Annotated in this window: 10 protein-coding genes; 7 read left to right on the plus strand and 3 right to left on the minus strand. The window is 41.8% G+C overall.

The genetic code is table 11. From position 1 onward, the window contains the following. Positions 1-178 precede the first annotated feature (178 nt). Together NG22_RS05505 and NG22_RS18085 are read left to right on the plus strand one after the other, a co-directional pair. A complete protein-coding gene (locus NG22_RS05505; protein WP_253275652.1) occupies positions 179-1,285 on the plus strand; it encodes an alpha,alpha-trehalase in 1,107 nt (368 codons plus the stop codon). A gap of 26 nt (positions 1,286-1,311) precedes the next feature. Beyond that, on the plus strand, positions 1,312-1,710 hold the full coding sequence (locus tag NG22_RS18085) for an alpha,alpha-trehalase (RefSeq protein WP_253275717.1): 399 nt from the start codon (positions 1,312-1,314) through the stop codon (positions 1,708-1,710). A gap of 276 nt (positions 1,711-1,986) precedes the next feature. Here the strand turns inward: NG22_RS18085 and NG22_RS05510 are convergent, their stop codons facing one another. Continuing rightward, entirely contained in the window at positions 1,987-3,924 is a 1,938-nt protein-coding gene (locus NG22_RS05510; protein WP_053404800.1) for a carbohydrate-binding protein, read from the minus strand. Positions 3,925-4,276: 352 nt separating this feature from the next. On the opposite strand from NG22_RS05510, the gene NG22_RS05515 reads away from it, so the two are divergent. From NG22_RS05515 to NG22_RS05535, 5 genes are all read left to right on the plus strand, one after another. Next, positions 4,277-4,615 (plus strand): hypothetical protein, encoded by a 339-nt coding sequence (locus tag NG22_RS05515; protein WP_157600874.1) that lies wholly within the window; start codon positions 4,277-4,279, stop codon positions 4,613-4,615. A 256-nt stretch (positions 4,616-4,871) separates the two neighbouring features. Continuing rightward, positions 4,872-5,765 carry a FixH family protein gene (locus NG22_RS05520; protein ID WP_053404802.1) on the plus strand — a complete coding sequence of 298 codons (894 nt, stop codon included), beginning with the start codon at positions 4,872-4,874 and terminating at the stop codon, positions 5,763-5,765. 345 nt (positions 5,766-6,110) lie between these two features. Further along, positions 6,111-8,078: a TonB-dependent receptor gene (locus NG22_RS05525; RefSeq protein ID WP_053404803.1), complete on the plus strand. Its 1,968-nt coding sequence runs from the start codon at positions 6,111-6,113 to the stop codon at positions 8,076-8,078. Positions 8,079-8,551: 473 nt separating this feature from the next. Continuing rightward, positions 8,552-9,463, plus strand: a complete 912-nt coding sequence (locus NG22_RS05530; RefSeq protein ID WP_157600875.1) for a hypothetical protein — start codon at positions 8,552-8,554, stop codon at positions 9,461-9,463. Positions 9,464-9,487: 24 nt separating this feature from the next. Then, positions 9,488-10,624: a tRNA (5-methylaminomethyl-2-thiouridylate)-methyltransferase gene (locus NG22_RS05535; RefSeq protein ID WP_082304998.1), complete on the plus strand. Its 1,137-nt coding sequence runs from the start codon at positions 9,488-9,490 to the stop codon at positions 10,622-10,624. A 40-nt stretch (positions 10,625-10,664) separates the two neighbouring features. Here the strand turns inward: NG22_RS05535 and NG22_RS05540 are convergent, their stop codons facing one another. Together NG22_RS05540 and NG22_RS05545 are read right to left on the minus strand one after the other, a co-directional pair. Further along, positions 10,665-11,495, minus strand: coding sequence for a fasciclin domain-containing protein (locus tag NG22_RS05540; protein ID WP_053404805.1), 831 nt, complete (start codon positions 11,493-11,495; stop codon positions 10,665-10,667). Further along, positions 11,492-12,403: a fasciclin domain-containing protein gene (locus tag NG22_RS05545; RefSeq protein ID WP_172674330.1), complete on the minus strand. Its 912-nt coding sequence runs from the start codon at positions 12,401-12,403 to the stop codon at positions 11,492-11,494. Before NG22_RS05545 ends, NG22_RS05540 begins: the two co-directional genes overlap by 4 nt. Positions 12,404-12,421: the final 18 nt, after the last annotated feature.

The raw sequence follows: 12,421 nt of genomic DNA on the forward strand, positions 1-12,421 counted from the left end.
GCACTTTATGGGAAAAACGAATGTTTTTCGTAGTTTATTCTGTTAGGAAAAACGTTTGCATAAAATGAATCGCGAAAACCGCTTATTTATAGCTGCTTTAATTGCAGCAACTGTCATTTTTGGCTTGGTTTTTATACCCATAGCGGAAAAACCTTCTCAGACAGTAAATAATCCTTTCATGCTAATCTATTCAGCAGACCGTCCGATATATCGTTTTTTTCAGGCAGTTCAGCTTTCGGGAATTTTTCCGGATAGCAAAACTTTTGTGGATGCCCGCCTACGTACTTCGGAAGAAGAAGTATTGAAGGATTTTAGTGTTATTGATCCAGAAGATCGCCTGGCACTGGAATCTATCGTTCTGCGTCATTTTGAATTACCACAGGCTTATCAGGTGAAAGAAGAGACCCTTCGTGTGGGTTTTACGGAACACTTGCAGCGGATGTGGCATCGGCTGAAGCGCCCTGCAGATATGTCTGTGGAAGGTAGTACCCTCCTTCCATTGAAGGAGGAATATGTGGTTCCCGGGGGGAGGTTCCGTGAAGTATATTATTGGGACAGTTATTTTACATTATTAGGGCTGCTTGCCTCTGATGAGATAGATTTGGCGGAAAGTCTGGTGAAGAATTTTGCGGATCTTATCAATAGGGAGGGCTTTGTGCCCAACGGCAACAGGAGTTATTACTTGAGTCGATCTCAGCCTCCGGTGTTTTCTTTAATGGTGAAAGCTTTGGAGGAGAAAATGGGGAAAGAATATGCCCTACAATATCTTCCGGCCATGGAGAAGGAATATGCTTTTTGGATGGATGGGGAAAACCAGGAGCAGCTGGATGAGGCCTATCGCCGAATAGTCAAATTACCATCAGGTGCGATATTGAATCGCTTTTGGGATGATGATGACGCTCCAAGGCCAGAGAGTTACCGGGAAGACCGGGAGTTGGCAGAAGGTTTGCCTGAGGAAGAGCGCAGAAAACTATATCGTAATATTCGTGCTGCGGCAGAGTCGGGTTGGGATTTTTCCTCCCGCTGGTTTGGGGATGCTCAACGCTTTGATAAGATTCAGACTACTGATATTTTACCGGTGGATTTAAATGCTTTGATGTATCATTTGGAGCACCAACTGGCGGAATATTATAATCAAAGCGCACAATTTGATATGGCCAGAACTTTTGCATTAAAGGCTTCCCTGAGAAAGCAGGCCATGCAGCAAGTGTTTTGGTCAAATGGCGATGGATTTTATTATGATTATGACTGGGTGAAGGGGAACATACCCATATTCCTACACTAGCCGGATTATGGCCGCTTTATTTAAAGCTGTCAACGGATGCTCAGGCCCTTAAAGTCGCTCGGGTGCTGGAACATGATTTCTTAAAGCCCGGAGGGTGGATTACCACTTTGCATCAGACGGGTCAGCAATGGGATGCACCCAATGGCTGGGCACCACTGCAATGGATTACCTATCAGGGGCTGATGAACTATAATCAAAAAATGCTGGCGGAAGAAGGAGCAGAGCGTTGGTTGTTACTGAATGAAAAAGTGTATCAGCGCACCGGTAAAATGATGGAAAAATATAATGTGGTCGATACCAGTTTGATTGCCGGAGGAGGGGAATACCCCAATCAGGATGGCTTTGGCTGGACGAATGGGGTCGCATTAAGGTTATTGGAAGAAGGAATTGCGGTGGAGTTGCAGCCAATGCAGGCGGAGCGTTAGTATTTAACCCGAATTATTCACCGCTAGATTTAGTGACTCACTTTAAATATCTTTAAGTCAGGGTGTTGGGATTGATTTTATCGAATTGTCAATAGCTCAAATTTGGGTAAGCTTGCTTTCTCCTCATTCATCTGCTTCGTTGGAAAAACTCGAAATAGGCAACTATTCCTTCATTTTTCCCGCCTTGCAGCTAAAGGAGGATTAAAGCATGAAAAATCCGGCTTAAGGTAGCCCGGAAATTTCCGGGCCAGTGCTTTTAAGCATGATCATCCTGCCTTATTGGAGGATGATTTTTTTTGTCTTTTGCTGTCCTAATTTAACATAATACACACCAGTAGGCTGATTCTTTAGGTTGATTTCTACTGGCTGGCGGCAATTCAATGTTTGTTGTAAGACAATCCGTCCTTGTTGGTCCATAACGCGCAGGTCCTTGGCTTCCCCATTTCCCATGGGATCATGTATAGTGAAGATGCCCTCATTGGGGTTAGGAGCCAGGGTATATTCCATATTGTAAATATCTTCCGAAAATGAACGGCTGTTCATTGGCCCGACACGTTTTAGGGAAAATTTATCCATATTAGGTCCCCAGCTTGCTCCCCGGTTTGTCAGGCGGATCAGGTGGTTGCCTGCAGTGAAGTTGGCATTTTTAGAAGCCTTCACGCTTTGATAGTTATTGTAACCACCAGTGTAGGGAAGGTTGGTGGTGTTGAAATAAGTGTTGGATACAATAAAATCGATTTGGGAATCTGCTGAAGGAGTAGCGACTAAATAATTTATTTCGTAAGCGCCCTCTTCCGGAATGTTTACGAAATATTCTACCCAATCCCCATCATTATTATAATCGATAATACTGCCGGAATTTTTAACGCCATATCCGGGTCCTCCAAAAGCCGAATCATTAAATGTCCCCCCGGTAGTATTAAAGGTCTCGGCTTCTATCTCTATCGCGGCTTCTCCGGTCACCACCTCCGGTGTATAGACTCTAATCCAGTCAACTTTCATGATATGGTCTTCGGGTCTTCCGTAGATTTCTCCATCTGTAGGATATCTACCTGCCAGAGCGTTCCAGTCCTGTGCTTCGATATTAATGATCAGCTTCATAGGTTTGGTGAGCCCCTTTCCATTGGTGTAGTTGTATTTGTCCAAAACATTGAAGTCTGCAGATGCTTCAATTAATTTACCATCCGGATCCAGATAGGAATAATTTTTACCGGAAAGCGTTCTTACCCATTTTCCATTGATGTAATATTCTAAATGGTTAGGGTCCTTCCAGTAAACGCCTATGGTAGAGTATTCTCCGGCCCAGTCTGTTCTTCCGTTTTCATAATACCAGGTACCATAAACCCCCTCTTCGTCACGTGGCTGGTAGTCATCAAAGTTGGTTAGGTGGCGATTGTTAAACACATGATGGCTCAGGTGAATGTGTTTGGCAAACCAGGCGTTCATCGCTGTACCCGTTCTTCCAGGGTCTCCCAGACCGCCATAATTTTCACAAATATCAATTTCTTCATAGTCATCATCACTGATCATCCATACATTATTGGCGAAAACGGCATCAGCAATTTTAACACGCGCCTCTACAAATACAGGATACTGGACATGCCCTTTGGATACCACACAGCCCATCTGAGTAGCTGGCAGTGTATGATAAGTGCCATCATGACTATTTCGGAAAGTCTTGGTGTTGCCATTTCGGGAAGCCACGATATTCATGTGCCCATTTGAGACGGAGACGTTTTCATGTCGCCACTGAGTAGGGCCAGGGCCATCCCAGCTGTTATGCCAGAAGTTTTTCCATTTTCCTGCAATATAAGTCTCCTCTTTATTGGCTGGAAAATCATAATTAAAATCATCAGACATATCGGCCTGCAGCTTCCATTGTTTCCCATTTCCCGGATCCGCAGGGACAGGTATACCGGCCCAGTCTTGCGCCTGTGTGGGGGAAATTACTCCAATGAAAATCAGAAAGAGTGAAGCAGGCAGAAGGGTGTTCAGCCAGGTCTGAGCCAGGCGTTTTAGGTTAATATGCGTGCTGGAGATTACTGCTTGACCGTCTGGCCATAATGGCGCAAAAGCGATTGTTTCAAACCAGGAATGGTTGAATGACAGAAGACCTAACTTCTTTTTGAAGTCATTTTTATTTTTTTTTCGACAAAAGAAATTCAAGCTTCTTTTTTGAAAAGCACTACATAAATAGGTCAAGGGCATTTTCATTATTATTGAATTTAGGCCCTTGCAGAAATCAGAAAAGTAGAATGGCTATGCAGAAATAGCCTGATAATGGTATGACAAAAGTATTGATAAAAAAGGAATTACCATTGTTCCTGGCGGATGAAATTAGATTTTCTTGGAATAATTATTTCTCATCACTTAAAAGTATTGCTTTGTTGAGGAGATGAGGGATGAATTATTTCAATATTATTCCTTTGTTACAGGAATGATGGTTTGTTTTAATGATCTATATCATAAAAAATTATTTTACTTGTTGCAATTGTCCATGTCCCCGTCTATGTTTGCATTAATGAAGCAACTCCTGACAATATTTTTAATTGGAAATATCCTGTTAATGTCCCTTTCACGTATTGGGGTGGTGTTTTCCTATGAAATGTTTCAGGACTATATCGCCGAAAACTGGTGTGAAAATCGTGATGAACCCATCACGGTCTGTTATGGTAGTTGTTTTGTGAAAAATAGCATGGAGCTGATTGATAATTTTGAACATCAAACAGGACAGGAAGGAAGTGCTCCAGCGGTTAAGGTCATTACAGATTTTTTTGTTCTTGCCTCAGTTCCTCTTATTATTCCGGAAAACACTGCTTTGCTAAATATTAAGCACCGGAATTTTTATGCTAACTTTTATCAATCTGTCCATACTTCTTCAGTGTTTATACCTCCCTGCGCATAATTTCCCTTCACCTTTAGAGCGTGTTGTCTCTTAGTCGATGGTAGATTAAGAGTAGTATGGATTTGCCTGTCTTATTCATGGCATTGCTGTACCTGAATTCCGGTAGTGAAATCAGCAATTGCTGCGCTCTCGCTGGCTGCTTTGAGCTAGTTTATTTCACCTTTTATTAATTCAGACTTTCGGATTCGGTTTCCAAATTGATTTGTGTGGCCTTTTCCGTTGGTTATTCTATTATTGAAATTTTCTCAAACAGATTATGATGCGCAATTTTTTTTCAATTTATATATTGGTCGCTTTTGTGACCGTCTTTTCGTTATTTTCCTGTTCTAATGAAGGAGCAGATCCTGCTCCTGAAGATCAGGGAACGATGATCGCCCACTACGATATTCCGGATACCGATTTTCAATTAGAAATTTACGGTCAGCAGGCCTACCAATCCGGTTATAATGTGATGGGTTTGCGGGTAGTGGACGCTAATAAGGTCCGAGTGGAGGCCAATATTACCGTGAACCCCATCATGTATATGGATGGTGGGCACTCACATGGATGCCCCGTGGATGTTCCGGCTGTTTCACTTCCTGCAGGGCAACAGGCTGTGGGTGTTTTCTTTATTATGCCTTCCATGAATGGATATTGGGAGTTGAATTTTACGGTGGAAGGTGCCGGTGTGGAAGCCACATTTACCGAGAGGATAACGGTTATAGATCCCACAGATTGGGAGACCAAATATGGTAGCCATTTTCTTAGAACAACTTACCAGGAGGAGTCCTATTTCTTTTCTTATTACTGGAAGAATGGAAAGCCTGCAGCAGATGCCAATACCTGGGTAGGAGTAGCCTATAAAGCGGTGCGCATAATGCAGGGGGACCATATGATGATGACTTTTGAACCGGTGAAAGATTTGGAGTGGAATACCATTTCCTGGATGGCTTCCATGGATCATGGTGCTCCTGAAAATCCAATGGCAATGGAAATGGAAGGGTATGCCGGGCATTATGAAGGGAAAGTGAATTTTACGATGACCGGTGACTGGCAAATTGCTAATCACGTGTTATTGAATGGGGAGTCGGTCCTCACCTCAGAAGAAGTGCCCGCTGAAGGAGATGGAATAGATTATTTCAGTGGAGATGTATTTTATCTGGAGTTTTAATCTGATTTAATCATGCTTGCATCCTCGTTTAGCTGCAAAGTAGGGAAAATGATGAAATAGGAATCTATATCGAGTTTTTCCCAAAGAAACAGCTAAATGAGGAGCAGGTAAACTCCCTCAAAATTGGGCTGTTAAAATCAGCTAAGACCACTCAAAACGTACTGAAGATGATGAGTTTTTGGGGTGGTTTTCTGAGTCTGTCGGTAAATGATTTGGCTTCTGGGAAGCGTATCCGTCAGCCCCTAGAAAAGGAATGAGGATTATTTGTTCATTCTCTTTTTACGTGACTTCTTATGGCAGCCCTCTTTTTCTAAAGATTTACTTCTACTTTAAATCCCTCCTGACATGCGCCTCTTTATAGCTTTTTTGTTTTTATTATCATTTATTTTCCTCGGATTAACGCCCACAAGTGGTCAGGATTCCCTCAGAACGGTGGAATTAAAGCAGGTGATTATTAGGGAGGGGAGAGCAATAAAGCCGAAGATTTCCCTTTCTGCGGGAAATAGTTTGGATCAGGCCTTGGAGTCAAATGGAGCCGTTCAGCTACAGAGAAAAGGAGTTTTTGGGGCGGATCCGGTGATTAATGGCCTCTCGGGTCATCGGATTAGTATGAGTCTGGATGGTATTCGGGTGTTTGGCGCCTGCGCTGACCGGATGGATCCTATGACGAATTATCTCGGAATGGCCTCTATTGCAGGTATGGAAGTGATGGAAGGCATGGGTTCCGCTTTAGAAGGAAACAATATTGGTGGACATATCAATTTTTCGGTTTTTAATTTGGCAGATTTACCCCGGTCATGGTCCGGAAATGTAGGTCTTTTGGCGCAATCCAACGGTTTCGGAGGGGCCATGAATATGGCCTTAGCCTATAAGGGAGAGCACTGGGGCTTCAGGTATACTGCAGAAGCACAATCGGCAGACAGCTACCGATCCGGAGGTGGCGAGCGGGTAGATTTTTCCTATTACCGGAAGATGAATCATCATTTAGCTTTGGAGAAAAATATGGGCAACCATCATTTTCGATTGAACATGCTTTGGGACCAGGCCCATGATATAGGCTATCCGGCCTTACCAATGGACACGGGCTTTTCGGAGGCTTACATCTTCTGGTTGACGCATCATTTCGTATTTTCAGATAATATTTCAGTGGAAAACAAGTTGTATTACAGTCAGATTTACCATGAGATGTCTGATGAGGAGCGTATAGATAAACTAGTGGACATGGATATGCCTAACTGGAGTCGATCCTCCGGCGGATATAGTCGTTGGAAATATCATCAGGGCAGACTGGCCACGGAGGTTAAAGGGGAATATTATCAATATTATTCTTTTTCGGAGATGAAAATGTACCCGGAAGATTTTATTGCGTCCTATATGCAGACCTTACCCGAAGTTAAGCGATCGGTTTTTGCTTTAAGTGCAGTTTTGGATTATCGATTAGGGCTGAATTATTGGTTGGTATTAAACGGCCGGGGAGAATTCTTGGTAGATGAATTGTTGGATGAAAGAGGCATAGCCCAATGGCGGGTTTTAGGTTACGATTTGTCCTCTCCAAGAAATTTTGAGGTCTATAATGCTAATGTAAGGATTGGAAGGCGCATTGGTGAGGCTTCTACCATTGATTTTGGCTTAGGTTTTGGAAAGCGGGCGAGTTCATTATCGGAGCTTTACGCTTATTATTTATTTAATACTTTTGATGGTTATGACTATAGAGGAAATCCAGATTTGGAAGGGGAGTCCGCCATTCAATGGCAGCTGAACTATCAATATCAGCAGGGTTCACATTCCGTCAGTTTAGATGTTTTTTCGCATTATTTTTTCAATTTTATCATGGGAGAAGTGGACCCGGCATTGATCAGGATGACGCCGGAGGCAAATGGGGTGAAAGCTTTTGGAGACAAGCAAGCCGCTATAATCAGTGGGTTGAACTTTCAATATATTTATGAAAAGGATAGCTGGAACTTCTCCCTTCCAATTCATTACCAATTGGGTCAACGAGCAAATGGCGAACCTTTACCATTAATGTTGCCTTTAAGTGTGCGTCCAAAAATTCAAAAGCAGATGCAAAATTTGAGTTTTGAAATGGAATATGAAGCGGCTTTAAGACAATTTCGAATCAGTAAGTCTTTTGGGGAGCAATCAACAAAGGCTTATCATTTGGTGCATCTTGGCCTGCAATGGGAAAAAGCAAACTGGAAAATAAAAGGGCAGATTCAAAATGTGATGGACCAGGCTTATCGTACCCATTTGGATTGGGGAGGGATTTTAAGACCAGGTCGAAATTTTGTACTTGGGCTGTCTTATGGCTTTTAGAGGGTGTTTGACTGCCAAAATTTAGACGAAAATATGGATGGGGCAGCATAAATACCAGTTTTTTGGCAGGGAGAGGTTTTGTTGAAAAATTAACCATAAATCGTTGCGTATATTTTGAGTTTGCTTCCTTCGTTGTGCCTTAACCCGAATTATTCACCAGTAAATTTATTTTGCGCAAGGAGTTTATTTTCAGTTCATTATTATTTGTTTTCTATGATTTATATTAGCCCAAATTTGGGCAAGCTTGCTTTCTCCTCATTCCTCTTTTTCGTTGGAAAAAACTCGAAATAGAAAACGATTCCTTTATTTTTTTCGCCTTACAGATAAACGAGTATTTAGGCATGAATAATCCGGCTTATTTCACGACAATATTCCATGCAATATTAAATGTTAAATTACATCTTATTTAAGTCCAAAGCATTTGCTTCTATAATAAAGATCTTCGTTATCAATTTATGGCCAAATGTTTTGTTATGAATCGCTTACTGATTCCAAGCTTTTTATTTTTATCCTTAATGTGGACTTCTTGTAATAAGAATTCCGAGCCACAACCGAATTTGCCGGAAATTCCCAATTTTCGCTTAGACCAACAAACGATTGTCTATACTTTCGAGGGTGTAGAAAATCAAATTGATTTGAATTATGAATATGGTGGAGATGGTACCGCCCGATTGTTGTCCGTCTCTGGAGGGGATTATCAAATGTCGCTGGCCTATGAATCAGCTAGTAATTTAGTGAAGCGAATTATTGAAATTACGGTTGATGGGGCGAAAAGCGATTTTAGCTGTTCCTATGATAATCGAGGGAGAATCATTAAAATGACGGGAACCTCTAACCTTCCAAATGTGCTGAATATGGATTTTGGGATGAGTAAATTTTTTGATATCAGGGGATATGCCGGTGGGGCAAAACAAGAGCATGAATACGAATATAAATTTGTCTATAATACCTCTACTTTTTTTCCTGATCAGGTTAATATTTATAAAAAACATGGGACCTCTTTTTATGAGGAGTCCACATTAGATTTTTTATATGATCAGGGTTCTTTAAAAGAAACCCAATGGCAAGATTATCAATATTATGGGGGAGTGGCTGAGCCTAGGGTATTGGGGTCCTCTATTCAAGCGCAAATGGAAGAAGTTTTTCACCCAATGGCCAAACTGCCTTATGTTTTACATTTTTTTCTTCCCCTGGCAGGTAATATTTATGCTATTTCTTCAATAAAATACAGTGGTGCACTGAGATTAGAAAATCCGGATGTCCTATTTACCAATACCACCGGGAGTGGAGTCGCTACTCAAATTAATTTTGCTCTTCAAGATAGTGCTGATGCTGAAGAAATGTCTTTTCGCATGCGCTTTAATATCAGTAGTTTACAGGATTAAGCTTTTTTGGCAACTTTTTTGATCATGCTAATTCGTCCGAAAATCCAACAGGATTTTAAGGCGAAGTCAAAAATTCCTTTATTTTTGCAGGCTGAAAAATCTAAACATAGCAGCATCGGGGTAGGTGTTGTTGAGTTTTTCATCAAAAATCAAACAAAGTTGAAACAAAGAAGAGCACTGGCATTGTATTCCGGAGGACTTGATTCTCTGCTAGCGATGAAACTTATCAAAGATCAGGGAATTGAGGTGATTGCCCTGAATTTCGTATCCCACTTTTTTGGCGGGGAAAATGATCGTTCAAAAAAATTGTGTGAACAGATTGGTGTAAAACTAGAATATGTAGATTTCAAGAAGGAGCACACAGAGGTCGTGAAAAATCCGGCCAATGGCCGTGGAAAAAATATGAACCCTTGTGTGGATTGTCATGCTTTGATGATGAGTTTCACCTCTGAGCATTTGATGAAGAAATATGATGCGGATTTTTTGATTTCGGGTGAAGTTTTGAATCAGCGTCCGATGTCACAGACGCGCGGGCCATTGGAAAAGGTACAGAAGCTTTCGGGCATGGAAGATTTAATTGTCCGTCCGATGAGTGCGAAATTACTTCCACCTACAAAGCCTGTTCGAGAGGGTTGGGTGGATATTGAGAAATTAGAGAATATTAGTGGTCGAGGACGTCATCGTCAGATGGAAATGGCGGCTGAATTTGGGATTACTGATTACCCAAAACCTGCTGGCGGGTGTTGGTTGACGGAGCCGGCCTATTCGGATCGCCTTCGGGTATTGGAAGAAGATGGTTTGCTGGAACATGAGCATGCGCCACTGTTTAAGTTGATTAGAAATAGCCGTTTTCTTCGCTTGGGAGAGCAGAAATACTTATTTATGGCCCGAAATCAGGAAGAGGAAGCAATTGTAGAGCGCTATGCAAATTTATCCTCTTTCATGGTGGAGGGAACGGATAAAACTCCCGGGCCTGCAATTTTGGGTTATGGAGAAATGACTCCTGAGGATATGGAACTGGTGAAGGATCTGTTTTCTCGTTATTCCAGAGCGAAAGGGAAGGTGGATGCTCATTTAAAAATCAATCAGGAAGATGTCGTACATGCTCCTTTTGAGGTCGAAACTTTGCAGGATCGAGTTAAAGATTTAATGATAGGATAAAAAAAAATAGCCGCAATTTGCGGCTATTTTTTTGCTGTATTTAGTTAGAAGCTGGAGGTAATAATACCTGATCAATAACGTGGACCACACCATTGGAAACTGCCACATCAGGAATCACTACGTCTGAGTTTCCATTAATAGTAACACCATCTGACAGAGAAACGGAAATATCATTTCCATCCAGCATGGTATAGGTGGTTTCCTCTAACATATCGGAAGTAACTTTAGCCGCTGCTACATGATATTGCAATACCGCTAATAAGGTGGCCTCATCAATATCATCTAAAGAATTCCAATCATCATTAGAATCAAGAAGCGCCTGGAAAGCATCATTGGTTGGGGCAAAAACCGTCAATTGTGCTGATTCGTCTGATAATGCAGTCACAATATCCGGAAATTTGGTTACTGCTGCCACCAAAGTGGATAAATCATCCACCGCTACCGCTTCCTCCACGATATTATTCAAGGGAATTAATACTTTATCAATTACGTGAATAACACCATTTGTAGCATCTACATCCGCGGTGGTCACCATGGCATCATTAATCATTACCCCATTGTCAATATTAATGTCAATGTATTTGCCATTGAGTGTTTCTGCTCTGGAATTGCTCAAGGACGAAGAAAACACCTCTGAAGTCAAAATGTGATATTCCAGCACCGCTTCGAGTGTCGCTTCATCAATATCATCCAGCGTGTTCCATTCCGGATTGGAGGCTAATAAATCAGCAAAAGCCGCATTAGTAGGTGCAAATACAGTTAGCATCGAAGACTCATCCGAGATAGCAGTTAGGAGATCAGGGAATTTTGAAACCGCTTCTACCAAAATGGAGAAGTTCTCATCTGCAACGGCAATTTCGGCTATACTCATGGGTTGTGGGGGATAATGACCATGTCAATTACATGTACAACACCATTCACGGCAAATATGTCCGCCGCAGAAATATTTGCATTTTCGATCATCGCACCATTCTCTAGTGAAATAGTGGCGATAGCTCCATTCAGCATGGTAATTTCTTGTCCTTCGGATAAGTCGGTGGAAGCAATTACCTCAGCAGCTACATGAAACTCTAATACATCTTTGAGTAAGTCGTCTGAAATATCGTCCAGAGAATTCCAATCATCATTAGAGTCAAGAAGCGCCTGGAAAGCATCATTGGTTGGGGCAAAAACCGTCAATTGCGATTCACGGGATGAAATAGCCGCGGTTAAATCGTCAAAACGGGTAACGGCTTCTACCAATAAGGAAAAGTCTTCATTACCTACGGCAATCTCCGCGATAGTTTGAGTTGGTACTGTACTTGGAACCAGTACCATATCAATTTTGTGAATCACTCCATTAACCGCCTCTAAATCTACTTCCGTCACATTCGCATCATTGATCATTACGGAAGCACCATCAATACTGACAATCAAATTTTCACCTTGTAGAGTGGCTAAGGTTTGTCCATCTGATAAATCGGCAGCCATTTCAATAGAAGCCAAAACGTGAAAGGTTAGGATTTCTTCAATTTGATCGTTCGTTAAATTAGGATACAATTCAAGAAAATCAGTGAAGGCATCGTTTGTGGGAGCAAACAGCGTTAATTCGGCATCCGGGTTATTCAGTGCGTCAACCACATCAGGAAATCCACTGGCTACCGTTACCAGCGTGGAGAGATCATCCTCTCCGGAGATTATGTCTAAAATGGAATTTTCCTCAATCGGAGGAGTGGGATCCACCATGCCATCATCATCGTCACTACATGCTGTAAATACGATAAAAATGCTTAATAGCATTAAGAGTTTAAAGTTGAA

Source organism: Persicobacter sp. CCB-QB2 (genome assembly GCF_001274635.1).
GTDB lineage: Bacteria > Bacteroidota > Bacteroidia > Cytophagales > Cyclobacteriaceae > Persicobacter > Persicobacter diffluens.